We start from the raw sequence: 22456 nt of genomic DNA on the forward strand, positions 1-22456 counted from the left end.
GTGGCGCAGGCCGGCGTAGTTATACAAACTCGGTGTAGCCGCACTTGCCGCAGGCCCAGCGCTCTACGGGCTTCTTATGATGGGCCATTATGGAGCCGCATCTGGGACACTTCTTGTTTTTTAGCTTGATTGTGCCAGTCTTGTAGTCGTACTCGTATAGCTTGTTTATCTCGGCCACCTCTGCTCACCCCTATTGTGTCTGCTGGGTAGCCTGCTGTTCCTGGACTAGCCCATTCCTCTTGAGGATGTATTTTGGCTCGAATGCCTTTGCCCTCTCGATCGAGTCATAGACGTGGAGTAGTGCCCGTGTCACGTAGGAACCATAGGCTGTCACGGCTTTTCGCACCACGACGACTTTGTTTGCTGGGATGGCCAGTGCGTCTTTAACTCTCTCAGCTATCTGTTGTCTGCTAGGGGTTCCTGAGCCGAAATGGTTTATCTCCACGATAATCTCCTGTCTGGGTATCAGCTTGTTGAACCTATCCTTAATGACCTTTATGTCGCCTTGAGACATACTCTCCTTTTCCGGCAATGCTTTTACTCTTTTAAATATTTTCTTGCTTGTCGAGCAGTAAAGATATTTATCCAGCCTCCACGGATTTAAGAACCGGTGATCCACATGGAGGATTTTGACCAGTGGTTTAGGCGTGTTAGAAAGCTAATGGAGGAATTCGACAAAATGTTCGAGGAAATGGTTCGGGAGCCCTTCATCGGAGAAGGGGGAAGGACACGAGTGATAGGCCCATACTACTACGGGTTCTCAGTCGAGATTGGACCAGACGGGGTGCCTAAGGTGCGTGAGTGGGGTAATATCCGCCCCGGTCCTGTGCGGCCTGTTGTTAAGGAGAGTATTGAGCCTTTCACCGACATATTTGACGAGGGAGACCATTACCGTGTAATCATGGATCTCCCCGGCGTCGAGAAAGAAGAAATCAACATCGAGGCGACTGAGAACTCGCTTGTAGTTTCCACGACTGGCGAGCGGAAATACTACAAGGAGGTTGCCTTCAAGGAGCCGATCAAGCCTGACACAGCGAAGGCACAATACAAGAACGGCGTTCTGACAGTAACTGTAGAGAAGAAGGAGAAGAAGGCAAAGGAGAGGGGAGTAAAGATAAAGATCGAGTAAAGGTCGACCCCTGAAATTACATTTTTATTTCTACTTCCTCTCCGAGGCTTGGGGCAACAGCCATCCTGCCGTTTTCCTCAACATATTTAGCCATGGTCTTCTCGGCCTCCGGCTCCCCGTGTACTAGAAGGAACTTGGCACTATTCTTGGATATCATGATGGACTCTATTAGCTCGCTTCTCCCAGAGTGCGCAGAGAAGTCGAACCATTCTATCCTTGCCTTTACGTTTCCCTTCTTCGTGGGGGAGGCGAAGACCCCAGTCTCGAGAACTTGCCTTGCAGGAGTCTGGGGTATTGCAAAGCTGACGAAGACCACGGCGTTTTTCTCGGCCTCCATTATCTTCTCCATGTACCACTCGCTAGGGCCGCCGTGAAGCATGCCCGCGGGCGAGATTATAACTGATGGCTCCTCGACTGCTTTTTTGCGGTCGTTCCAGTCTCTGATTTTCCGCGCCATATCCACAGCCTTCTCGAAGAGCCCTGGATCTCTCAACAGGTAGGCATCTTCGAGGATCAGATCGTTTGCGGCTCTTGCCATTCCGTCAACGTACACTCTGTGCGGGAAGTCATACTTAGCTAGTACACATAAGATTTCTTGAGCCCTTCCAACAGCGAAAGAAGGTATTAGGACTGTCCCCCCGCTCTCTACGACTTCGCGTACAGTGTTTATAAATTCTCTTTCGACCCAGTCCCTGGGCGGGTGATCATACTCCGCGTAGGTTGACTCGGTTATGATCAGGTCGGCCCTCGAGAACTCTGACTTGCTTCCCATGCGGAGGAGGCATGTATCGTGAAGCGCGTAGTCGCCGGTGTATAGTATCGTATAGCTTCCCGTGTCTATGCTTATCATTGAGCTCCCTGGGATATGGCCGGCGTCTGATAGCCGTATCGTGATGCCGTCTATATCGTATTCCTCATTGTATCCCTTCAGTATGGCGTTATCCATGGCCTTCTCCACTTCTGCGTACTCGTAGGGAACATAGTACTTTGAGAGTTTCAGGAAGTCTCTTATTAGAAGGTCGGACAGGCTCAGAGTTAGAGGCGTCATTAGAAGTTGGGGTGAGCCCGAGATGTAAAGCAATGGAACTGCCCCGCTGTGGTCGAGATGTGCATGTGAGACCGCGACAAGGTTTATCTCTCTCGGCTTGACTGGTAGGGGAAACTGTGGTTCTTCACCCTCAAGGCTGACTCCATAGTCTAGCAGTATTTTCTTCCCGTCCTCTAGCTCAACGAGTATCCCTGATCTCCCAACCTCTTGAGCTGCTCCTAGGAGTTTTACTTTCATTAAATTATACCCAGTCAAGCATTTTAAAAACCAAAAATAAAGCTTTTTGATATCTATTGGATGTTCAGGCTATGCTTTGCCGCGAAGTATATGAATCATTGGAGCCCCTCTCAAGCAAAACTCGTGAGAGTAGGGACTTTTTCGGGGAGACCGTAAAGATGTTCGAGTTCGGATCCCAGGATCATCCGCCCATCCTCCTAGTGAGTGATTTCTATGGGTGTCCACGTGCGACGGAAGTTATAGCTGACGCAGTGCTAAGGTTTACGGGCGACACACACCTGTTCGTCGTCCCCTGTGTTTTTCCCAGTATTGCCGGGGGGATCAAGACTCTCTCAAGGATAATGACTGGCGTTGAGCTCGTAGACTATGACTTGTTTAGAGAGTCTCTTCTAAAGCAATACAAGCCCATTTTCGACACAGAAGCTCAAACAGTTTTTATTCTGGGAAACGTTGTCCTGGTATTCACAGATGAGGATGAGGTGGGCCAGCTTAGTGAACATCTCGCGAAAGAGTACAAGGATTATTTGATCTTGGGTATACGACGAGATGGATCGGTCAAGGTGCTAAATGTTCCGGGAAGTGAGATTTTAACATCTCCTCTGGAAGTGCTACTTAGGGATCTCCCGGAACCTCTTCTAACGTTATATTTTAGCTGTCGTGATGCAGATGAGTCGTGCTTTATCGTCTCTGAGAGCTATGCAAACGTGCTTGCTGAGCTTTCGGGGCTTGCCACAAGTCAGCTTGACGAAGATATGCTCTGCGTCGAGGGCAGCGATGAGGATAAGTTTACAGCGGGTAGAGGAGTAAAGATCACAACTACTCTCTATGAGAAGTTGTCTGGGAGGCCTGCTAAGGTTATTGAGGTAAGCTTGGGACTGAAGAATTACGTCGAGGTCTCTAAGTCTGTTATAGCTTTGCTAAACGCTTCCTACATTCTTCATGCTCTGCTACGATAGCAAGGAGCAGGGTTACCTGCTAAAATTATATTAAAATTTACTTGTGTAATTAATTCGTGATCCCGTACGAGTTCGAGATAAAGAATATTATTTCACAGCGTGGAATCCCCGTCGAGCCTCACTGTATAATCTCGAGTGAAAACCTTGACAGCCTCGAGTCATGTCTTGACAGTTTTCCTCCCCCTTATGTCGTCAAGGCTCAGGTTAGGGGCTGGGGGAGGGCAAAGGCAGGGCTTATAGGCTTCGCTGATAACGCCGGGGAGGCTAGACGATTAGTCCACGAGTATCTTTCACGTAGCTTTAATGGTAAGCCGGTAAGATATGTCATAGTTTCCAAACGTATGAGTGTCCAGAGAGAACTCTACTTGTCCATGATGATAGAATACAGTCCTCCCGGGATCCTATTGCTTGCGGCTCGTGAAGGTGGAATAGATGTGGAGTCCCAGGCTTCCTCGGGAGAGCTCCTTAGAATCCGTATTGACCCGTTTGAGGGGCTACGCGCGTATATGGTGCGGCGTACGGCAACGTTTCTCGGAATTCCGCATGAATCCGCACAGGTTATACTGGGAGCCATGTTCTCAACGCTCTGGGATTACAATCTCCACCTGCTCGAGCTTAATCCTCTAGCCGTGACCGAGGAGGGAATATTCGCCCTAGACTCCAAAGCCATTGTAGATGATGATGCCCTCGACATGAACCCGCTTCTTTCTGAGATAAAGAAGCGTTACGAAGCCGAACTCGAGCCCGAGGAAGCCGTGGCCAAGAAGGCGGGCTTCTCGCTGGTCCTGCTCAACGGGGACACAGCGGTGATCGGCAACGGGGCTGGCCTCACTATGGCGACTCTTGACGCAGTTGTATCTCTAGGTGCCAAGCCCGGCCTTTTCCTCGATCTTGGGGGAGGAGCTAGTTCCGAGAGAGTTAAAACAGCCCTAGGAATAGTCTTAGAGAAGTCAAGCGTAAAGCGCATACTAGTAAATATTCTCGGTGGCATAACGCGTTGCGACGAGGTAGCAACAGGGGCACTTGAGGCATTAAGGAATTCAAAGAGGAACGATGTCAAGGTTGTTTTCAGGCTTTCAGGCTTCAAAGAAGAGGAGGGTCGCAGGATACTCAGCGAGGCTGGTATCCCCGCGTATCGTGAGTTCCATGAGGCTCTTAAAGAGGTGGTGAGATAGCATGGGCGTAATCGTGGGTCCTGACACCGTTGTAGTGGTACAGGGTATTACAGGTCGTCAGGGAGCAATGCATACTGAAGAGATGTTAAAGTATGGAACCCGTATCGTCGCAGGAGTCTCGCCTGGAAAGAGGGGGTCGACTGTTCACGGGATCCCTGTATACGATAGTGTCGACGAGGCTGTGAGGAATCATCCTGAGATAAACACTTCTATAATTTTTGTGCCGGCGCCGGCTGCACCGGACGCAGTCTACGAGGCGGTTGACTCTGGGATCAAGAGGATAGTCGTAATCACCGAGCATATACCTGTTCATGAGACCCTTAAATTCGTCTCCTATGCGCGTAGCCGTGATGTTACCATAGTTGGACCGAATACACCAGGTGTTATCACTCCGCCCTACGCTAAGGTCGGCATAATGCCGGGTGAATATTTTAAGCCAGGCCAGGTTGGACTGGTTTCTAGGAGCGGGACCCTTACCTACGAGGTATCGCTTGAGCTTTCCAAGCAGGGTTTTGGTGTTTCTACTGCTATCGGTATAGGGGGTGACCCTGTAACCGGTCTTTCCTTTGAGGACGTGTATCTCTTGTTTCAGCGGGACCAGGCCACTAGGGCAATCGTGTTGATCGGTGAGATTGGGGGAAACAAGGAGGAGAAGTTCGCGGAGTTCTACGCGAAAACTGAGAACAGGAAGCCCGTAATTGCCTTTATAGCTGGGAGAAGCGCTCCGCCTGGAAAAAAGATGGGTCACGCTGGTGCGATTGTGTATGGACGTCAAGGCACTTATGAAAGTAAGGTTGAGGCTTTGACGCGTGCAGGGATAATGGTTGCGCGTACCCTCGAAGAGATACCTGTGCTTCTCAAGCAGGCTCTATGAGAGTCCCTATGTCCTCGCCTTCAATGGCTCTTATTATGTTTTCAGGTGGGTCGCCCTTTAGAACTCTTGTATGAATCTTGGCTCTCTTAATTATCTGTAGCGTGAGTGAGTCAAACAGCCTGTATTCTCCTGCCTTCTGAACCTTTGAAAATATGTCAATGAGGGAATCAATGCTCACGCTTTTGAGGAGCTTGGCGCTGGGATCACGCTTAGGGTCTGCCGTATACACCCCCTCAACGTCCGTCGCGATTATGAGTTGACTGCCAGTGGCCTCGGCAGCTAGTGCTGAAACCGTTGTTGTCGATTGTCCGGGTTGGAGACCCCCCATAAATATCACCGGGAGCGCTGACGCAACAATCCTGGCTAATTCCTCTAGCGAGCTAGGTATAACGGGGAACGTCTTATAATATATTGAGTGGAGTAAGGCAGCGTTTAGACGCGAGGCGAGTATACCCAGCTGGTCGAGGGCTGACTCATTCTCTACATAGGGGCGGGCTTGGTGTATGTACTTCCTGGCAGTAACTCCTCCCCCCACGACGACGATTATCTTGGTATCGTCTTTAGCAGCTTCACGAAGCACTGTAAGAGTGTTCTTCACGAAGTCTATCTTGACCGACCCATCATTGTCGAATAAGAGGCTGCCCCCGAGCTTTACAACGAACCTCTTCATCGTCTCGTCTTGTCAAATGCTCAAAAGTAATAAAAACTTATTAGGTTTGTTTAACCGCGTAAGGGGTTCATAATGAGTACGCAGACTCACGTTGAGATCGAGCGCTACAAGATTGAGAAGCTCATAGAAGAGTTAAAGAAAAAAGAGGGGAGAGGTACTGAGCTCGTCTCCCTCTATATCCCAGCCGGCAGACCTATCGCTGACGTTTTGAACACGCTTAACTATGAGTACGCTACTGCCTCCAACATTAAGGATAGGACGACGAGGCATCACGTGCTAGATGCACTGGCAACGATTATTAACAGGCTTAAACTGTTCCGGGAAACTCCTCCTAACGGACTTGTCATGTTTGCAGGATATACGGCGAGTGATGTTCCTGGCCGCGAAAAGATGGAGGTCTATGTATTGGAGCCTCCGCAAAAGCTAAAGGTGTGGCTTTACCGTTGCGACTCGAAGTTCTACACAGAGATTCTTGAAGACATGATTAAGGTCAGAGATGTTTATGCGTTGATACTTATCGAGAGGGATGAGGCAGCAATAGCCATCCTACGGGGGAAAAGCCTTGAAATAGTCGATGAACTAACCTCTGGGATACCTGGAAAACACCGGGCCGGAGGACAGTCAGCTCGGCGTTTTGAGCGAATCCGTGAACAACTGGTGCATGAGTTTTATAAGAGAGTTGGGGAGCACGCTAACAAGATACTTTTACCAATCAAGGACGAGTTGAAGGGGATTATAATCGGGGGACCCGGCCTCTCCAAGAACGAGTTCGCGGAGGGGGACTACCTGCACTACGAGTTAAAGAACAAGATTATCGGTATATTTGACACAGGCTACGGAGGGGCTGCGGGTGTATATGAACTCCTCGAGAGGGCTAAGGATCTTATAAAGGATGTGCAGTTTATGAGGGAGAGAGAAGTTGTTAATGAGTTTCTGTATCACCTCTCACGCGACGACGGGCTTATAACCTATGGTGAAGAGGAGGTTCGAGAAGCCCTAAAGAACAACGCTGTGGAAAAACTGCTTATCTCGGAATCACTTAACAAGACACGCGTCAAGGCAGCCTGTAAGGTTTGCAGGCACGAGTTTACAACTACTGTGCAGGGTGAAAGCCAGATACAGCTGCTTAAATGTCCTAAGTGTGGGGGCGAAGTGGAAATTCTAGAGGCCAAGGACATTGTCGAGGAGCTGGCCGAGCTGGCCGAGCAGGGGGGAGCCGAGGTAATATTGATCTCAGACCAGTCAAGTGAGGGGAAAGAGTTCCTTAGAACGTTTGGAGGCATTGGGGCAATACTAAGATACCGCTTGCAAAGGTAGCTTTACCGGATCAGTCATTAAGAGTCATTTATAACAATAATTAAGGCCGAGACTTCTATTAGTGTATGAATGCTTAAGCGCGAGTTGGAGCGTGTCCTTAACACGGTGCCTCATCACCCGAGTCCAAAAGCTGAGCTGGAACAGTATGCTACGCCATCAACACTAGCCGCAACCCTTCTATGGCTAGCTGAACACCACTTCGGGGACATTGCTGACAAGGTTGTCGCGGACCTGGGTGCGGGTACTGGAAGGCTTGGGATAGGTGCTGCTCTTCTAGGCGCATATAAGGTCGTGCTTGTCGAGGTGGATGATGAGAGTATCCGACAGGCATGGACTTGGGTTAAGGACTACGGTATTGACATACGCTTCGACGCACTTGTTGCCGACGTAAACAATCTCCCGTTGCGTTCAGGGTTTTTATTCGACACGGTCGTACAGAACCCTCCTTTCGGGGTTCACAGGAGGGGGGCTGACATGGCGTTCTTGAGAACCGCTTCTCGCGTAGCGAGGGTGGTCTACTCTATCCACAAGGAATCAAGTATTGATTACGTTGTTGAGAATGCTATAGGTTGGGGGTTTAAAGTATTGAAAGTCTACAGCGAGAAGATATGTTTGCCGTGGATGTTCGAGTGGCATAAGAAGAGAAGACATTGTTTTCCGGTCGTCGTTATACGCCTGGAGAGAGTGTAAAGCTGATTGATTATATATACCCGAGAAATTACTATGGTGGTAATATGAGTGAGGGCGACATAGTTGTACCCGGAGATGCTCTAGGCGTCGAAGAAGAGTATCTTCCCGGGTACGGGGTATATGTTGATGGAGGGTATTTGAAGGCTAAACTTGTAGGAACCCCTCAACTAGATATGATTCACCGTGTCCTCGAGTTAAAGTCTGTTAAACGTACGGCTTTACCCTTATCACCGAAGGACATAGTGTATGCGAGCGTTGAGTTCATCCGGGACCCTGTTGCTTACGTGAGGATCTTTTATGTTGAAAATAAGAAAACAGAGCTGCAGCCACCTGTCTCCGGAGTACTGACGGTTTCAAACATCTCCTCATCACGGGTGAAAAGCCTCTACGACGTCATAGGCTATGGGGACATACTTAGGGCCTATGTAGCTGAACCTGGGGGACCACCATACCTGTTATCGATTAAAGGACGGGAGTACGGCGTCTTGGTTGCCCGGTGCCCTAAGTGCCTTACTCCCATGAAGCTGAGGGGGCTACGGTTGGTCTGTCCAGCTTGTAGGGCCAAGGCTCGGAGGAAGACTAGTAGTAAGTACGCCCTGAGGGGTTAGTTTTTGAGGGGGACCACCTTTACGCTTGTCTTCTCGTCTCCCGAGGAAGCATTGGAGTTTCTCAAGATGCTTGAGAAAATTCTGCCTGGGAAGAGTTTTCTAGGCGAGCTCAAGACGAACAAGGTTAAAGTTTTTGTCCCTGAGTCGGAGAACTCTGAGCAGGTTATTCGTAAAATCAGAGAGCTGTATAATCAGAAGAGAAGGCCTTACGCTTATGGCCTTGTGAAAGACTATGATATTTCCACCGTTTTTTCCTTGTCAAGACTTGAGCAGCCTATTCCTCTTTCGCTTCTCATAACTACCCTGAGGATACAGGGGTACAAGGCAGAGGCGGTTAGAGATAAGCTGCGTACCAATGCCCCTCTGGACCATCTCACGAAAATGGTTGAAAAGCTTTCAAAACTTTACGGTGAGCTTCTCGAGATAAAGGCAACTGCTCAAGCCCGCCGCCTAATAGCGTTGTACTCGCTGACAAAAAACCTCCCTACGGAGGAGGCGATCAGACAGCTGTCAGAACAGGGATTCTTGACGGAGGATCGTGGAAGGATATCCCTCAAGCTCAATTATGAGACGGCGCTAAGAATAATCTTCCAGAAAACCTAGATTATCCGTGAGAGACCTCTATCTGTAAGCCTTAGTCTTATCCTTTCGTTGAAGGATCTCATGTAATCGCTGACTTTGACCAGTTTAAGCGCCATGTCTGAGGGCTTTACGCGTATAATGCTCGCATATTCAAGGTTTGTAGTGTTTTGCCCGTCAACTGACATGAGAGCAGGTAACGTCATAACTTGAAGCTCTATTTCATGGGAATATGTTATTAAGGGTTTGATCAATGGTGAGAGCACGCCGGGAAAAACAACCTCGAGAACGGGAGTGTCAGGTGGCATTATTATTGGTGAGCCATATGAGAGAGCATGCGCAGTGCTTCCCGCCGCTGTTGCTACTATTATACCGTCTGATCTAGCATGGTAGAGTTTTTCACCCCCCACACTAACCTCGAACTCGATTAGCCTGCCGGTGTGCGGCCAGACAGATAACTCGTTGAGAAAAACCCCCTTAAATCTCTCGGCGACGTATTCTCCAAGCCTTACGCTTTCCACCCCGTACTTTCCTGAAAAAATGTTTGCTAGAACTTTCGGGTAGTCTTCCACTTTATAGTAAAGGAAGAAACCCACACCAATTACGGTGAAGCCGATTACGGGTGGTAGTCGGCCATTACTCTTTTGGACGGAGCGTAAGAGAGCCCCATCACCTCCCAAAATTATCGCAAAATCCGCACGCTCAGCTTCTGACTCAGGAAGAACCTCCCTCCTTAACACGTGCCCTAGAACAGGATCTACGTAAACCTCGACTCCGTTATTCTCGAGAAAAGAATCCAACTTTTTCACCCAGTCAAGTATATTAGAGTCTATACCGCTCGACTTTACCCATACACGCATAACTGCTCTAGAATTAAATTCTTGGTTGTTTTAAAAAAATCTTGACTAGGCCCGGGCCCTCGTGACTCTTTTGAGATACTCGCTGAGCGGTTCTCTTATAACTATTCCTTTGCCCGATACAATGTCGAAGACATACTTGCTTGGTTTTACTGGGGCCCATCTGGCCTTCCTTATATACATTATACGCTCAACGTTACCGTATATCTCCTCGATTCCAAGGACAATTATTCCAGATGCTAGAAACTCTTCTACCCCGAATCTGCTCAGCTTGGAGCTGCCGGTGGGTATTTCACTCGTCATTACGGTTGTAAGTTCTCCAGTCTTCTCGATCGCAAAAACCATTTCTCTTAGAAACTCTCTAGCGTAGAGAACGTCCTCCTCCCTGCCTCCGTATACTAGGGGCGCAATGGGGTCTATAACGAGCCTCTTCGCATTTATCCTTTTTGCGGCGTTGAGTATTTGCTCGATTATGTAACGAGGTTCAATATGTTTCCTTTCTTCACGCATGTATATCTTGCTAAAGTGTGTTCTCATATCTAGGAACATTAACTTACGCGAGGATATCAGGTCGCCTAAATCCCAGCCGAAGAGCCTAAGCCCCCTTAAAAGCTGATTTGTAGGCTCGTCAATAGCTATGTATAGTCCGGGCTCGCCCTGAAGAGCGCCATGTATTAGAAACTGGACTGAGAGGATCGTTTTTCCACAGCCTGCTTCACCAGCTACGAGGTACGTTTTACCTCGGAGGAAACCTCCTGCGAGGATCTCGTCGAGACCCGGTACGCCGGTCGGTGCGAAAAGATCTAGTCGGCGTGTCATGAGCCCTGTATTCGAGACCAGGGATCCTGTCTCGTATCCTGTGTATTCTGGAGAGGGATTATAGTAGTCTTCCACTGGCTCCTCGGGCTCTGCTCTGGCTACAGGTGTGGCATAGGCTACCTGTTCGACTGGAGAATTAGCAACCGGAATTGCGACGGGTGTCGATGGGGGTTCAGCCGTTGCTTCAGGAACGGGGGGCTGAGGTGCTTGAGTGTCTCCAAAGAGGCACGGAGGGTGTAGTGGATCCGGAACCTGTGTTTTTAGCTTGAGACAGTATGACCTTGAGGCTATATATAGCGGGCAATTATTACATGTTCTCGGCTTTCTCAGCCCATTCGCCACGCTAGATCACTGTTCTAGTTTTTAGAAAACCTAGAATATATATGTATGTTTTTCAATCTGGCGTTTCTAATTCGACTATCATCGATAAAAGCCTTAGAAAAGTGTTGAAGGCCGCTCTAAAAGAGGAGAGACGTTCAGCTTCTATACACACCTGAAGCATTTCCCCCTCGTATTTTACAGAAGATTTCGACTTATACCTTCTAGTCCCAAGTGTTTCTGGCTGTAATGCCTTGAAAACGTTGACGAGCGAGTCATTGCCATAAACGTATATGCACCCCTTATATGCGTGGTGCTTCATATCCAATCCTCGCGAAATTCGTTAAAAATAGGTTTTTATCTTTCTCACCAGGAGCTTCGGCCCGATAGGCTCCCCCATCTCCAGGAACTTTAAAACCAATGTAATGCCTTTAGATTCCACTCTTTCCACTGCGATTACACGCGAGTAAGATGTGAAGCTCCTCAAGTCTTCCAGCGAGTATCTGCCCAGGTATACTGTGTCGAATGCTAACGCAATGTCCTCTCCGTACTCTTCGCTTGAGCCTATGGATACCACTGGTAACTTTGTCTCAGGAGTTTTAGGTCTGTTCCTCACTCGAGAGAAAACTACTCCTCTAAGTCTTAAACTTAGAATCTGTTCGCTGGTCCCGTCATCGCTGATCTTAAGGAATGAAACACCTGCCGGGTTTCCGTGAAGCCCGCGACCTACAATAATTACACGCGACGCTTTCATGCTTTGTGCTAGTAGAGCTACCTCATTCATGCTCATTTTACCCCTGTTTATCCTCCTTGCGTATCCTAGTACCCATGCTAGCTCCTTTGCAAGCCTCCTTACGGGTGGAGTTGCATGTCGAGTCGTTGTAACTAGAATCACAAAGAGTCACTCTAAATCAGGTTCTTTGAAAATCCTTATATGTACTTATCATTACTCTACTCTCGTCTCAACCTTAGCATACTCCTTGTAACGAGAAAAAATTTATCTTACCCCCCACCTAAGCTTCACGAGGGCCCGTAGCGCAGTCAGGAAGCGCGGCGGCCACGCTCTAGGAGCGCCGCAGTTCTATGTGCTGGCGCGAAGCCAGCCGCAGGTCCCGGGTTCAAATCCCGGCGGGCCCGCTCATATTCTAGCTTCGTGTTTTGAACATAAATTTTGAGAAACATAAGCGCTGGTTGCGAGGTTAATCATGTCTCACTATACTGTGAAAGGTGTTTGACTTGCACTTGGGACAATAGATGTATATCTTTTTAAACTCGTAAAGGTTGAAGCCCACATCCAGTATTTTTTCATTCCCGCAGCTTTCACACTTCAGAATCCAGCGTGTCACTAACAATCACCTCTGAGTATTTGAGGTTTGAGTCAGTGGCTGCTCGCACGCTCATACATCGCATAATAAGTATCTTCATCATCCCATCCATACTTTAAATTCGAGTTTAAAAACCTGCGGGTGCTATCTAAGCCTTATTATGTTTATACCGGTTACCTTGGTTGTCAGCTCTTCAGCCTGCGTCGTAACTATGACCTGTGGTATGTCCTCACTCTCGGCGAGGGTTGTAAGGAAAGCCAGCTTTATCTCATCGTCAACGTTAGGTAGTGGTTCGTCTAGCATTATGAATCCAGCTTTGTGTCTGGTCTGCGAGTATATAGCGAGGAGTACTGAGAGTATTACTATTGTTTTCTGACCGTCGCTTAACAGCTCGTTAAACTTGTATCTACCACTACCTGTATTCACATATATGTCATAGTAGCTTGCCGGTGGAGCCCCCTTTCTAGTGTATTTTTCAATTATTTCCAGCTCTACGGAGCGGATGCTCTCCGATGGGTAAACTTTTCTTATAATTTCATTTATTCTCCTGTTCAGAGCTTCAATCTTTTCGCGCCGTTGCTTATCGAGAATTTGTCTAACGGTGTTTCTCACTTTTTCTAGCTTGACGTAAAGGTTTTCAAGGTTTGATATCTTGGATTCGAGTCCGGAGATTTCCCTGCTAAGTTCTTCGAGGTGCTGTTCAACGTAAGATTCTTCCAGCGCGCTGAGCTCTGCCTCGACTTTTGTTAATGCGTCGGTTGCCTGTTTTTCCTCTTCTTTCAGTTTCGTGTACTGGGTAAAGTAGGGTTCTAACTCTTTCCTTTGTTCTTCAAGCTCAGCAATTTCCTTCTCGGTCTTCAGAATCTCGAGGCTTAATGAATACTCGTTTAATTTTCTTTTTAGATCACCTATCTTTTCATCTAAACTCGTCAGGACGGCGGAGATACTCCTATATTCGTGTTCTTTGCCTTTTATCACTAACTCGTCCTCTCTTATCTCCTCTTCTAGATCCTCTTTCCTCTGAATAAAATCTCTATACCTGTCATAGTCGGGCTCACGGCTAACAAGTGTGACTTTTAGCCCTCTTATATCCTCAAGTAGAGCGCGTAGCTCTTTGAGCCTTTTCTCGTTTTCCTGTATTTTCTTCTCGTAATCTAGTACTTGTTTTGCGATTTGGCTTAACTCGCTCCTTAACTCGTCTATAATCGAGGAATCAATTTGGGAGCCACAAACTGGACAGGTTACGCTAGTCCGGCGTAGGGCACTCTCGGCCAGGGACTGTTTAAGCTGCTGGATGCTCTTCAGCTGTTGTAGTTTTTTCATATTTTCGCGAAGTTCCTCCTCAATTTTCTTAAACTCTTTCTCCAGCTTTTCTTGTGTCCCATACTTAGCTTCCAGCTCTTGTAGCCTCTCCTCAGCCTCCTCGTACTCGGATATAATCGGCTCGAGCTCGACAAGCAGTTTTTCCAGTCCTCTCAGCTCGCCTCTCCTCTGCTCGAGCTCGTTAACCGAGCTCTGGAAAGCCTCCCAGACCCTGTCATACCTCCTCCAAGCATCGTCCAGCAGCTTTTCCAGTAATGCAACTGTTTGGTGGAGATTTTCACTCGAAACCTGTACTTTTTCGAGAGTATTGAAGTAATCCTGTGAAACCACGAGCTTCTCGAAAACGTCCCGCAACTCACGTTTGACATACTCCACTTCTTCCATTATCCTGTAGGGGTCTAGTTCAGAGGGTGAGTGTTTGATTTTCTCTCTGAGCCTGTTAGCGTAGTTTTTATTGTCCTCGATTTTACGGCTTAGGTCTAAATAGTTTCTTACAGGCTCCTCAAGTTGTTTAAGCTGACCCTGAATGTCGGATAGCCGTTTTTGAAGCTCACTTTTCTTTGATTCAAGCTCTCGTTTCCTTGTTTTGACACGAGAGTAATTTTCCTCTGTCTCACTGTACTCTCTTCTCAGGTCTTCAAGATTTCTGCGTAGCTCATCAACTTCTTTCTTAATCCTTCTGGGATTGAGGGACTCGTAGAAAGCCCTTATGGACCTAATCCCTAGAAGAATGTCGAGGGCCCTACTCCTTGAGGCCTGACGCCCATAGGCCAACATATGCACGAGAACATATCCAAGCGAAACGGAACGTATAAACTCCTGAAAGTCTAGCCCTAGAAGCTCCTCGATTATTGCTTCAACTTCCACTGATCCGTTTACAACATCACCTTGGGGTGTTTTTAGAAATACTGTTTCGCGTAGCCTGCCCCCGCTTCTATCAAGGCTCCTACCTACCTGGTACAATCCATCCCCTGGAACCTCAAGGGTTAGCTGAACCTCGGCTCTCTCACATTCAACGTTTATAAGGCTCTCGCGCTGATAGAGATTCATCGCGGTGTTAAAGTCGAAACCATATAATGCGAACTGAATTGCGGAAAGTATGCTAGACTTCCCGGATCCCACGGGACCTACGACAACTGTTACACCGTCGGGAAATTCAAATATCCTTTGACTTCTAAATCCTCTGAAACAGTTGACTTCAAGCCTCCGTAGCTTCGCTTTCAATGTTCCCAGCCTCTAAAAGCTCGGCTATTCGTCTTCGTACGCCTCTTGACCCCTCCTGAACATATCTTTCAAGCAAGCTTAAAGCGATGCTTAAAGCCTCCTGATCGTCGCCAAGCAATTCCTTTAACTCCTCTCGAATGCTCTCCTCTAATCCCTTACCCATATGCCTGACAGACATTGCTTCAACCACCGCCTGCTTTACGCCTACTCAAAACACTCAGCCACGGATTGTCCTTGACGAAATCCGGTATCTTCTCCTCAGAATCAACCGTAGAAGGCCTGGCTATGTTCTCTGAAGGCATCTCTGGACGCTCTGAGCTCGGATTAGCAGGTAACCGCACCTCCTCTGAGAGTCTCGGCTGTATGATCCTTTCAACGACGGGGCTTTTAGGTTGAACAGGCTTCTGGATTCTCAAGCTTGAAGACATTACTTCGACAGTGTCTCCATGAGCATAGACCTCTATAAGCCCAACGCCTTTCTCCTTGAGAATTTCACGTGTGCGTTTCGCTATGTATATGAGCTTCTTGGAGGGTATCGCGAGATAAACGTAGTCTGCGTCAATCTCCTCTGCTTCATGAGCTTCATGTGTTACCTCGGTGTTTACGTAACTTATCGGAATTCTAGAAGATATCAGACGTACGGCGAGGCGAGCCCCCGTCGAGTCTACGCCAATTATCTCGATAGTATTGTCACGTGCAGAAACCCTGTCCACTCTACCCCTCTTCACATCTACTATGAACTTTTTAATATAATCAACATACATCAAGTCTTCACGGCTAAGAGTAGCCTCTTTCGACTCAACCCCCATTATCGATTACAATACATGAACACGATATAACCTAAAAGAATTTCGTACAACCCCCTTTAGTAGTGAACCCCACGCTTATACCACCCCTCACGACTCCTCCAGTCCCACTCAACGTCCTCGGGGAGCGCTATGCTGTAAACTATGGCACCCTTCCATACCGAGTACAGCGGGTCAGCTACGATGTGAACCCTTGAGTCTATCCCTAGCTCTGCAAGCCCAAGCCTGATTTTCTCAGCACTGTCAACAGCTACATCTTCCAGCCCTTTAGGCACCCTCCATGAGAAATTACCCCCACTGAGTATGATGTCGTTGTACAGCCTGGGGAGAAGCTCTATGGACACCCTGCTTAAAGCCTCTTGTATCGCATTCACTAATGGGAGTGTCCCACGCACCACGAATTCTCCCATCACAGTGTCCCTTGGCCTGGGCATCCCCCTCTTATAGTAGCTTTCAAAGACCTCGTGTTCTGGGTTGAAGATAACCTCTCCAATTAGAAATCTCATCCAGCCATTCCTCTCAAGGTTTACCTCAATAGTTGTCCCGGGTATCTTGAAGGCCACAGCAAATCTCTCGGGGTTCTGCCGGGCAGCCTTTATGGCCGCGTCAAGGTTTCTGGGCACGAGGCCGACCGCCTCCTTAAACAATCGAACAAATTTTTCTTCACGAACCCTGTCGCCGAAGCCTAGATCCTTCAATATCTCCGCAGCTATGGCATCGGCCTCGGCTCCGCCACGGTTAAGAGCCACGATGGCGTTTCGAATAGGGTAGGCTGATATCGGCGTGATTTGAGTATTCCCGTGTCCACTCTCAACAACAACACATGTGACAGACTTCTCTGCGATCGCTACCGCAAGGGGCTGAGGGATTACAGTTACAGCTTTTACGCTGCGCTCCTCCTTATCGATCTTTGCATGTATCTCGAATAGTCGTTCATACATGTAGTCCGGCGCAATCGCGCTGAGCGCGGCTGTCACATAAAAGCCGTCGAAGTCGCGTGTCTGGGGTCTTGAAACTAGAAAGCCATACCTCGTGAGCTCCTCTATAATTCTCCAAGAGCGCCCATCATTCTTGTCTATTAGCCCGTCGCGCATCGGGTAGACAAGGTGGCGTGAGACATCCTCTATGCTTCCAAGATACTTTACGACGTCGGGACCTACGACGACTTCCTTCTCGATTCCATAAATTTTTAATAGTGTCCTGGATTCGCCTAGGAAGAGCCCACGGTTCTCTATAACAATCGGTTTTTCTCCAATGGGACCGAACTTGAACTGGCTTGTACCGTAGTCCTCACCGTAAGCATACCTTTGTTTATACGTCGCCACCGACAAAACAGTCACCCTAGCCTTACCCACTATAAACGCTTAAATAAATACGTGTTCCACAAAAGCCCGTGAGCGAAGTATTAGAGATAGAGATAAAAAAGTTCGGCTCAACCATCGCTAGAGGAGAAATACGTAGACAACTTGTACCCCTCAACTTCGACGCGATTAAAAAACTCGGCAAGACTCTCACAAGCGTTATCGCGATGAGCGGCTACCTTATAATAAACCTACCATTAAAACTGGTAAACGAGGGCAGCATATACACTGACTTCAAGCCAGGCGATATACTACTGGCTCCCGCGGCTGGCTCGCTTGCCATAGTCTTGAGCCGCCCCCCAGAAGCGAGGTTCCGCTTCTATAAGGCTGGCGAGATAACCGAGGGGCTTGAGGCATTATCAACGCTTAAAACAAACGACACGATAACACTCTCAATTACTGTTCGGGCCGGTGAAGGCTAGATGCCTGACAAAGATATTGAGACGATGATACCTGTAAAGCTCTCCACGCTTAACGATCTAGCCAGGCTAGCGGGCAGTACAAGCGCACTTGGCCACGTGACATATATTGTACACTTCACTGCTGCCTCAAAACACTACTACGGGATCTTCATAGTATTCCGTGACTACTACAAGCTATACGGCCTCCCAATGTTCTATTACATTGAGTTTGACAAAGAACTACCAGGAAATTACGTATTGTTTAAGTCCGATGAAGCCGGCGAAACGGTTGAAGTGTCAAAGGGGACGCGGCCTGGTTTCATGGCGCTTCCCATAATAAACATTCAGCCTGACACTCCCTTACTGCAGAAAATTATCCCACTACTCGGGTAATCCGTCTTATAAATATCTCAAAATCTAATTAAGGATGGATAAACAAGAGAGCCGGCCCCGCGTTTTACCAAGCGGGAATCTGATCTACTCATATCTAATATTCAGTAGTATTGCAAAGGCCTTCAGTTCGAGTATTAAGCTTTTAGAGGATGGCGAGGAGGCCACGCCTGAGAGGGCTGCTGCAACGTACCTCCTACTTTTACAGCTTGAATTCTCGCTCCGGGACCTAGGATCAAAACTTCAACTGTATCAATTCTTTCAACGTGACGAGGTAACGAGGGTTGTTTATGGGTATATCGCTCGAGTAACCGATCTCGAGGCGAGTGTCGAGAAACTTAGAAAGATTCAAGCTGGAAGCTTAAACCCCCTGCTCCGTTCAATGCTTTCAAGAGTCCTGGAGGAGAGTCAGAGAGTTCTCGCTGAGAGTAAACGGTTGGATAGACTTATTGAGAAAATACTTGAAAAAGTCTAAGAAAAGAAAACAGGGCTAGCGATTATTTCCTCGCTAGCACGATCTCTATTGTAGAGATTGTTCGCTTCTTGTCAGCCTCGCCGACCTGCTCACTTCCAATCTTGATTGTCTCAACGTCGACTTCGCCCTTGAGGAATCTGCTCTTAACGATCTCGGCAACGTCTACTGCGCGGGAGATTGCACGGCCTCTAGCCTTGATTGAAACCCTTTTCGCTCCTTGGTTGAATTGAATTACTGTTGCTAAGACGTAGTTCATTACGTTTTTGTTCCCTATCAGTACGCTTCCTTCTGCTGCGCTCATTTATTTCACCGTTTTAGCGAAACGCATTATATTGGTTGGCCTAATAAAGGTTACGCATACCTGTGAGATAGACCTTCCTACGGGACCAAGACTCGGGGCTCTAAAATGAAGGTTTAAGCTCTAGACCGTAGCCGTACCTCCTAACTATTCTCTCAAGCTTCCTGCGCGGCTTGCCAGTGAGGTAGTTGTAGTACTCGGCGGATACTTGAATCACAACCATAGACGTGTTGGGATCAACGGTTACCTCGAAGCCCCCGTCTCCAAGCATCTTGCTCAGCGTCCTTTCAAGCGCTGACCTCATCTTATAGTCCTCCACGCTCACCCTCGCTGGTCCCCGCCTGACGGGAACCACGAAGGTCCTCTCGCCGAAGACATAAAGCTCGTACTCGGGGTCTCCCGTCATAAAGTCCCTGACAACGACTACAGGTCGCGCTAGGTCCTCTTCCTTTAAGCCATGTGGTATCTTTACCACGGTCTCGAGCGAGTAGACTTTCTCGACCTGTCCGTTCTTTATGTAGATTACAGTGTCAACTATCGAGGGTATCATGCCGAGCTCCACTCTGCCTATGAACCTCTGTACCGCGTCTATTGGACTCGTAGCGTGAACTACTCCAACCATACCTACGCCTGCAAGCCTTAAATCTGCGTAGATCTGAAAGTCCCGAGTGTCCCTCATTTCGTCGTAGAAAGTGTAGTCGGGCCTCGATAGAAGCAAAACGTCATGTATTTCCTCGGATGTCGCGTGTGACTTCGAGTACTGTGTGATTTCTGGTGGCAGGTGCATGTCTCTAGGGGACTCTATGGTCTTGACGACTTTACCCTTCCTGTGATAGTACTCGGCCAGGGCCTGCGCGAAGGTCGTTTTACCCATACCGGGCGCGCCCGCGACAAGAATGCCCTCGGCTTGCTTCTCAAGTCTGTCAATGAGTTTTTTCGGAAGGTTGTAGTCTTCAAGTCTTAACTTGGCTACCGGCCTGACCGCGGTTATCTCTATGCCATCCGAGAAAGGTGGCTTTGTTATGACGATTCGATAGGTGTCCAGCTGTATTATCACGACACCGACGCCTTCGTACTCGATGAACCCTGTCTGGCTCTCATTCCTAACTCTCTCAAAGATCTGCCTCACATAGTCTTCGAGCTCCTCTCGAGTTAGCGGCTCCTCGCGTAGCTCAACAAAGCTCCACTTGCCAGGTACCCCCTTCTTTGCATAGGGTCGTGCCCCCTCCTTCAAGTGAACCGACATTATATCATGGTCGAAAAGCTCTTCGAGTATGAACTTGTCACGACCTCTTGTCGGAATGTAGAGAACCTCGATGCCAAGAGCCCTAGCTGCCTTAGCTGAGACATCATCGCATGTTACCAAGATCCCCCCGTGCTCATACGCTACAAGACGCGAAATTATATCAGGGTTAGCTTCACGAACCCCCCTCAGGGCCTGCGGCATATCGTATGCATATTCAAGCTCCACAAGCTCCTGCATTGACTCAATAGTCTCGCGTAGCAGGCTAAGCTCCCTTAAGCCAGAGAGTCCACTACTCGCACCCTTCCGCGCAAGCTCCTCAAAATAGTTAATGAGGCTTACATGCAGGATGATACGCCCAGCTACCGTGCCCTCTTTAAGGGCTTCCCGTAGAACCCCGCTTAATATAGCGGAAGTATCAGGTATGTATATCTTCTCGTCTATACTCATTACTTTTACTCGATTCCAGCTACACTAATCGATTTTTAAAGGTTTCGCACAACCTCGATCCAGGGTCAATGATCTACCGTCAATTCTCGTAGACTTTTTACAGGAAGAATGCCACCCCTCAGTTTCTACTGGAAATAGCTTTTATGAGGTGAAAATCAAGTTGTGTATAAAGATGTTTACAGCTTGAGCTTTATTCCACATGTTCCACAAGAAATCAAGGGGTCTGAGAAGGTTATACAAGTTCAGAGGATATTATACAGTTATAAACGTTAATGGTGGCGTGTTGAACGGGGGTTTAAATAACCCCTTGATTTCCACTGGAGCAAGTGGAAGAGTTGGTTAAATCACTGTAGTAACATTATAAACACAGAAATATTTCTGTTTACAATAAATATTGGAGTTAGTAATGAAAAAAGGATAAAAAGGCGTTTTTGTTTTTATACATCTTCTACCTGTACCGTATAATTGTAAGGGTTTAAGTTATATAGCTCAATAACAAATACTGTAACAGGGATTAATGGCGCCTAAGATCAAAATCGAGGACACTCTGCCCTCAGGGGAAAAAGTCACTCTGTCTATCGAAGGAGGCGAACTAGACGAAGCTAAGATACTCCAGCTCGTCTCCGCGTTGAAGTCCCTTAAAGAAACATCCTTGATCGCGTCCCCAGATCCTGGCGAGGAGTCTATCAAGGATAAGATATGGCGCATCATCGTTGAAAACTTCGGCGACGGGACCTGGTTTTCGCTTAAAGACGTGTATAATCTCGCCTCGCGGCAGATCCCGGATCTTAAAATCACAGCCGTATCCACATACGTTACGCGTTTAGTATCTGAAGGTAGGCTTGTAAAGCGCGGGACCAAACCGAACACGCGTTACAGGATAAAGAGCTTGATGGTTAGGGATGTATAGGTCGCAAGGTCCCCGTAGTGGCTCGCTACGGGACCTGGATCAGGGGAACGTATTTAGAGGGAATCGTAAGCCTTTTGCGATGAGAATGTACAGCCCCCTTCCTTGATTGAATTACATTGTGTTAGGTCTTCCGGGAGTACTCGGGTAATAGGAGCTTAGCTATATCGCTCTTTGTAATGATTCCGACCACACGCATCTCTTGCTCTACAAGAACCGCCGGTATGCCCTTCCCAAGCATACGCGCAATAATTCTCACTTTGGTCCCGCAAGGTACTATAGGGAGGGGATCCGACATAACATCAGCTACAGTCAATTGAGGAGCCCTGTCTCCCTCATGCATGAATGCCGTCAATATGTCATCGTCAAACAAGGTCCCGACGTTTTCGCTATTCTCGTCCCGCATGACGGGGAGCTGACTAAACCCTTTTTCCCACATTATCTTTGCCGCCTCTACGAGGCTCGTCTGAGGCTTAACAAAGACGACCGGATAACTCATGACGTCGCACGCGGTTAATTCGTCCTCGACGAAGCTCTTCAAGGCAGAATAAATCCGTATCAACGTTGATACACGAGGGTTAACTTTACCAGCCTCGATCCTAGCGATGAGGCTCTGACTCACTCCTGCCCGCCTTGCTACCTCGCTCTGCGTTAGGCCCGCTTTAATCCTTAACATTCGAAGCTCCTCTGGTGTAGGTATGGGCATACCGTAAAAATGATTAAAGTAATGACTGATATGCATTACGCTTTAGGGAGCAAAGAGTTTTCTTCCACTCCCACATCCATGAGAAAACCTTAATGGCGTAAGCAATATATTTGCCCGATTCAAGATACTCTTGCAAGGAGGGCCGGTAGCTCAGCCAGGTAGAGCACCCGGCTCATAAACAGGCTCAATCGGCCTGTTTGGAGACCGGGGGGTCCCGGGTTCAAGTCCCGGCCGGCCCACTTTAGGGTTACGATTTTTGGGGTGACGATA

Annotated in this window: 28 protein-coding genes and 2 tRNA genes; 14 read left to right on the top strand and 16 right to left on the bottom strand. The window is 48.1% G+C overall.

The window, feature by feature from the left end; genetic code table 11:
• Nucleotides 1–19: 19 nt before the first annotated feature.
• Both ACP5KC_RS03745 and ACP5KC_RS03750 read right to left on the bottom strand, forming a co-directional pair.
• Nucleotides 20–178: a 30S ribosomal protein S27ae gene (locus ACP5KC_RS03745; protein WP_052884574.1), complete on the bottom strand. Its 159-nt coding sequence runs from the start codon at nt 176–178 to the stop codon at nt 20–22.
• 12 nt (nt 179–190) lie between these two features.
• Nucleotides 191–514, bottom strand: a complete 324-nt coding sequence (locus tag ACP5KC_RS03750; RefSeq protein ID WP_273433102.1) for a hypothetical protein — start codon at nt 512–514, stop codon at nt 191–193.
• Between the two features lie 105 nt (nt 515–619).
• Between ACP5KC_RS03750 and hsp20 the strand changes: the two genes are divergently transcribed.
• Nucleotides 620–1129 (top strand): archaeal heat shock protein Hsp20, encoded by a 510-nt coding sequence (hsp20, locus tag ACP5KC_RS03755; protein ID WP_052884572.1) that lies wholly within the window; start codon nt 620–622, stop codon nt 1127–1129.
• 16 nt (nt 1130–1145) lie between these two features.
• Here the strand turns inward: hsp20 and ACP5KC_RS03760 are convergent, their stop codons facing one another.
• Complete coding sequence (locus tag ACP5KC_RS03760; protein WP_273433101.1) at nt 1146–2414, bottom strand: MBL fold metallo-hydrolase; 1269 nt, start codon at nt 2412–2414, stop codon at nt 1146–1148.
• 56 nt (nt 2415–2470) lie between these two features.
• Between ACP5KC_RS03760 and ACP5KC_RS03765 the strand changes: the two genes are divergently transcribed.
• The 3 genes from ACP5KC_RS03765 to sucD are packed head-to-tail and all read left to right on the top strand — an operon-like array spanning nt 2471 to nt 5419.
• Nucleotides 2471–3370 (top strand): hypothetical protein, encoded by a 900-nt coding sequence (locus ACP5KC_RS03765; protein ID WP_428286855.1) that lies wholly within the window; start codon nt 2471–2473, stop codon nt 3368–3370.
• Nucleotides 3371–3426: 56 nt separating this feature from the next.
• Nucleotides 3427–4545, top strand: a complete 1119-nt coding sequence (locus tag ACP5KC_RS03770) for a succinate--CoA ligase subunit beta (protein WP_273433099.1) — start codon at nt 3427–3429, stop codon at nt 4543–4545.
• Between the two features lies 1 nt (nt 4546).
• Nucleotides 4547–5419: a succinate--CoA ligase subunit alpha gene (gene sucD / locus ACP5KC_RS03775; protein ID WP_052884568.1), complete on the top strand. Its 873-nt coding sequence runs from the start codon at nt 4547–4549 to the stop codon at nt 5417–5419.
• Here the strand turns inward: sucD and pyrH are convergent.
• Entirely contained in the window at nt 5403–6089 is a 687-nt protein-coding gene (gene pyrH / locus ACP5KC_RS03780; RefSeq protein ID WP_424737853.1) for a UMP kinase, read from the bottom strand. The genes sucD and pyrH overlap by 17 nt on opposite strands.
• 72 nt (nt 6090–6161) lie before the next feature.
• Here pyrH and prf1 point away from each other — a divergent pair, with 72 nt between their 5' ends.
• The 4 genes from prf1 (at nt 6162) to ACP5KC_RS03800 (ending at nt 9307) form a co-directional block, all read left to right on the top strand.
• The gene (gene prf1, locus ACP5KC_RS03785; protein WP_424737855.1) at nt 6162–7406 is read left to right on the top strand and encodes a peptide chain release factor aRF-1; all 1245 of its coding nucleotides are present in this window, start codon (nt 6162–6164) and stop codon (nt 7404–7406) included.
• A gap of 69 nt (nt 7407–7475) precedes the next feature.
• Complete coding sequence (locus tag ACP5KC_RS03790; protein ID WP_052884563.1) at nt 7476–8096, top strand: METTL5 family protein; 621 nt, start codon at nt 7476–7478, stop codon at nt 8094–8096.
• 44 nt (nt 8097–8140) lie between these two features.
• Nucleotides 8141–8704 carry an exosome complex RNA-binding protein Csl4 gene (locus ACP5KC_RS03795; protein ID WP_052884562.1) on the top strand — a complete coding sequence of 188 codons (564 nt, stop codon included), beginning with the start codon at nt 8141–8143 and terminating at the stop codon, nt 8702–8704.
• 3 nt (nt 8705–8707) lie between these two features.
• Complete coding sequence (locus tag ACP5KC_RS03800) at nt 8708–9307, top strand: DUF2067 family protein (protein ID WP_273433096.1); 600 nt, start codon at nt 8708–8710, stop codon at nt 9305–9307.
• Here the strand turns inward: ACP5KC_RS03800 and ACP5KC_RS03805 are convergent.
• The 4 genes from ACP5KC_RS03805 to ACP5KC_RS03820 are packed head-to-tail and all read right to left on the bottom strand — an operon-like array spanning nt 9304 to nt 12172.
• Nucleotides 9304–10143 carry an NAD(+)/NADH kinase gene (locus ACP5KC_RS03805; protein ID WP_273433095.1) on the bottom strand — a complete coding sequence of 280 codons (840 nt, stop codon included), beginning with the start codon at nt 10141–10143 and terminating at the stop codon, nt 9304–9306. The genes ACP5KC_RS03800 and ACP5KC_RS03805 overlap by 4 nt on opposite strands.
• A 45-nt stretch (nt 10144–10188) precedes the next feature.
• Nucleotides 10189–11301 carry an ATPase domain-containing protein gene (locus ACP5KC_RS03810; RefSeq protein WP_424737861.1) on the bottom strand — a complete coding sequence of 371 codons (1113 nt, stop codon included), beginning with the start codon at nt 11299–11301 and terminating at the stop codon, nt 10189–10191.
• 52 nt (nt 11302–11353) lie between these two features.
• Nucleotides 11354–11599 carry a KEOPS complex subunit Pcc1 gene (locus ACP5KC_RS03815; protein WP_273433093.1) on the bottom strand — a complete coding sequence of 82 codons (246 nt, stop codon included), beginning with the start codon at nt 11597–11599 and terminating at the stop codon, nt 11354–11356.
• Between the two features lie 21 nt (nt 11600–11620).
• A complete protein-coding gene (locus tag ACP5KC_RS03820; RefSeq protein WP_428286856.1) occupies nt 11621–12172 on the bottom strand; it encodes a hypothetical protein in 552 nt (183 codons plus the stop codon).
• Nucleotides 12173–12303: 131 nt separating this feature from the next.
• On the opposite strand from ACP5KC_RS03820, the gene ACP5KC_RS03825 reads away from it, so the two are divergent.
• A tRNA-Arg gene (locus ACP5KC_RS03825) sits at nt 12304–12414 on the top strand.
• A 62-nt stretch (nt 12415–12476) separates the two neighbouring features.
• On the opposite strand, the gene ACP5KC_RS03830 is transcribed toward ACP5KC_RS03825, so the two are convergent.
• The 5 genes from ACP5KC_RS03830 to ACP5KC_RS03850 all read right to left on the bottom strand — a co-directional run bounded on the left by ACP5KC_RS03830 (nt 12477) and on the right by ACP5KC_RS03850 (nt 17280).
• Complete coding sequence (locus ACP5KC_RS03830) at nt 12477–12623, bottom strand: hypothetical protein (RefSeq protein WP_191118510.1); 147 nt, start codon at nt 12621–12623, stop codon at nt 12477–12479.
• Nucleotides 12624–12746: 123 nt separating this feature from the next.
• Nucleotides 12747–15149, bottom strand: coding sequence for an AAA family ATPase (locus ACP5KC_RS03835; protein ID WP_424740742.1), 2403 nt, complete (start codon nt 15147–15149; stop codon nt 12747–12749).
• Nucleotides 15124–15327 (bottom strand): hypothetical protein, encoded by a 204-nt coding sequence (locus ACP5KC_RS03840; RefSeq protein ID WP_191118508.1) that lies wholly within the window; start codon nt 15325–15327, stop codon nt 15124–15126. Before ACP5KC_RS03840 ends, ACP5KC_RS03835 begins: the two co-directional genes overlap by 26 nt.
• A gap of 4 nt (nt 15328–15331) precedes the next feature.
• Nucleotides 15332–15958 (bottom strand): hypothetical protein, encoded by a 627-nt coding sequence (locus ACP5KC_RS03845; protein ID WP_428286857.1) that lies wholly within the window; start codon nt 15956–15958, stop codon nt 15332–15334.
• Between the two features lie 56 nt (nt 15959–16014).
• Nucleotides 16015–17280, bottom strand: a complete 1266-nt coding sequence (locus ACP5KC_RS03850; protein ID WP_236944941.1) for a hypothetical protein — start codon at nt 17278–17280, stop codon at nt 16015–16017.
• Between the two features lie 68 nt (nt 17281–17348).
• On the opposite strand from ACP5KC_RS03850, the gene ACP5KC_RS03855 reads away from it, so the two are divergent.
• Genes ACP5KC_RS03855 through ACP5KC_RS03865 form a run of 3 tightly spaced genes read left to right on the top strand, consistent with a single transcriptional unit; the run spans nt 17349 to nt 18582 of the window.
• Complete coding sequence (locus ACP5KC_RS03855) at nt 17349–17738, top strand: hypothetical protein (protein ID WP_052884554.1); 390 nt, start codon at nt 17349–17351, stop codon at nt 17736–17738.
• A complete protein-coding gene (locus ACP5KC_RS03860) occupies nt 17739–18110 on the top strand; it encodes a cren protein (protein ID WP_424737871.1) in 372 nt (123 codons plus the stop codon). It abuts the gene before it with no gap.
• Nucleotides 18111–18144: 34 nt separating this feature from the next.
• Nucleotides 18145–18582, top strand: coding sequence for a hypothetical protein (locus ACP5KC_RS03865; protein WP_273433705.1), 438 nt, complete (start codon nt 18145–18147; stop codon nt 18580–18582).
• 22 nt (nt 18583–18604) lie between these two features.
• Here ACP5KC_RS03865 and albA read toward each other — a convergent pair whose 3' ends face one another.
• The gene (albA, locus tag ACP5KC_RS03870; protein WP_052884551.1) at nt 18605–18883 is read right to left on the bottom strand and encodes a DNA-binding protein Alba; all 279 of its coding nucleotides are present in this window, start codon (nt 18881–18883) and stop codon (nt 18605–18607) included.
• Between the two features lie 100 nt (nt 18884–18983).
• Nucleotides 18984–20573 carry a PINc/VapC family ATPase gene (locus tag ACP5KC_RS03875; protein ID WP_191118507.1) on the bottom strand — a complete coding sequence of 530 codons (1590 nt, stop codon included), beginning with the start codon at nt 20571–20573 and terminating at the stop codon, nt 18984–18986.
• 517 nt (nt 20574–21090) lie between these two features.
• Between ACP5KC_RS03875 and ACP5KC_RS03880 the strand changes: the two genes are divergently transcribed.
• Complete coding sequence (locus ACP5KC_RS03880; protein ID WP_273433706.1) at nt 21091–21483, top strand: hypothetical protein; 393 nt, start codon at nt 21091–21093, stop codon at nt 21481–21483.
• A 121-nt stretch (nt 21484–21604) separates the two neighbouring features.
• On the opposite strand, the gene ACP5KC_RS03885 is transcribed toward ACP5KC_RS03880, so the two are convergent.
• Nucleotides 21605–22186: a CBS domain-containing protein gene (locus ACP5KC_RS03885; protein WP_219731629.1), complete on the bottom strand. Its 582-nt coding sequence runs from the start codon at nt 22184–22186 to the stop codon at nt 21605–21607.
• Nucleotides 22187–22325: 139 nt separating this feature from the next.
• Here ACP5KC_RS03885 and ACP5KC_RS03890 point away from each other — a divergent pair.
• A tRNA-Ile gene (locus ACP5KC_RS03890) sits at nt 22326–22425 on the top strand.
• Nucleotides 22426–22456: the final 31 nt, after the last annotated feature.

This window comes from Infirmifilum sp., assembly GCF_049970975.1.
Lineage (GTDB): Archaea > Thermoproteota > Thermoprotei > Thermofilales > Thermofilaceae > Thermofilum > Thermofilum uzonense.

Bases quoted from the DNA above. Each gene is read 5' to 3' on its own strand.
- ACP5KC_RS03750 (WP_273433102.1), bottom strand. From the start codon at position 514: ATGTCTCAAGGCGACATAAAGGTCATTAAGGATAGGTTCAACAAGCTG.
- hsp20 (WP_052884572.1), top strand. From the start codon at position 620: ATGGAGGATTTTGACCAGTGGTTTAGGCGTGTTAGAAAGCTAATGGAG.
- ACP5KC_RS03760 (WP_273433101.1), bottom strand. From the start codon at position 2,414: ATGAAAGTAAAACTCCTAGGAGCAGCTCAAGAGGTTGGGAGATCAGGG.
- sucD (WP_052884568.1), top strand. From the start codon at position 4,547: ATGGGCGTAATCGTGGGTCCTGACACCGTTGTAGTGGTACAGGGTATT.
- pyrH (WP_424737853.1), bottom strand. From the start codon at position 6,089: ATGAAGAGGTTCGTTGTAAAGCTCGGGGGCAGCCTCTTATTCGACAAT.
- prf1 (WP_424737855.1), top strand. From the start codon at position 6,162: ATGAGTACGCAGACTCACGTTGAGATCGAGCGCTACAAGATTGAGAAG.
- ACP5KC_RS03790 (WP_052884563.1), top strand. From the start codon at position 7,476: ATGCTTAAGCGCGAGTTGGAGCGTGTCCTTAACACGGTGCCTCATCAC.
- ACP5KC_RS03795 (WP_052884562.1), top strand. From the start codon at position 8,141: ATGAGTGAGGGCGACATAGTTGTACCCGGAGATGCTCTAGGCGTCGAA.
- ACP5KC_RS03805 (WP_273433095.1), bottom strand. From the start codon at position 10,143: ATGCGTGTATGGGTAAAGTCGAGCGGTATAGACTCTAATATACTTGAC.
- ACP5KC_RS03815 (WP_273433093.1), bottom strand. From the start codon at position 11,599: ATGAAGCACCACGCATATAAGGGGTGCATATACGTTTATGGCAATGAC.
- ACP5KC_RS03840 (WP_191118508.1), bottom strand. From the start codon at position 15,327: ATGTCTGTCAGGCATATGGGTAAGGGATTAGAGGAGAGCATTCGAGAG.
- ACP5KC_RS03845 (WP_428286857.1), bottom strand. From the start codon at position 15,958: ATGGGGGTTGAGTCGAAAGAGGCTACTCTTAGCCGTGAAGACTTGATG.
- ACP5KC_RS03860 (WP_424737871.1), top strand. From the start codon at position 17,739: ATGCCTGACAAAGATATTGAGACGATGATACCTGTAAAGCTCTCCACG.
- ACP5KC_RS03865 (WP_273433705.1), top strand. From the start codon at position 18,145: ATGGATAAACAAGAGAGCCGGCCCCGCGTTTTACCAAGCGGGAATCTG.
- albA (WP_052884551.1), bottom strand. From the start codon at position 18,883: ATGAGCGCAGCAGAAGGAAGCGTACTGATAGGGAACAAAAACGTAATG.
- ACP5KC_RS03875 (WP_191118507.1), bottom strand. From the start codon at position 20,573: ATGAGTATAGACGAGAAGATATACATACCTGATACTTCCGCTATATTA.
- ACP5KC_RS03880 (WP_273433706.1), top strand. From the start codon at position 21,091: ATGGCGCCTAAGATCAAAATCGAGGACACTCTGCCCTCAGGGGAAAAA.
- ACP5KC_RS03885 (WP_219731629.1), bottom strand. From the start codon at position 22,186: ATGCCCATACCTACACCAGAGGAGCTTCGAATGTTAAGGATTAAAGCG.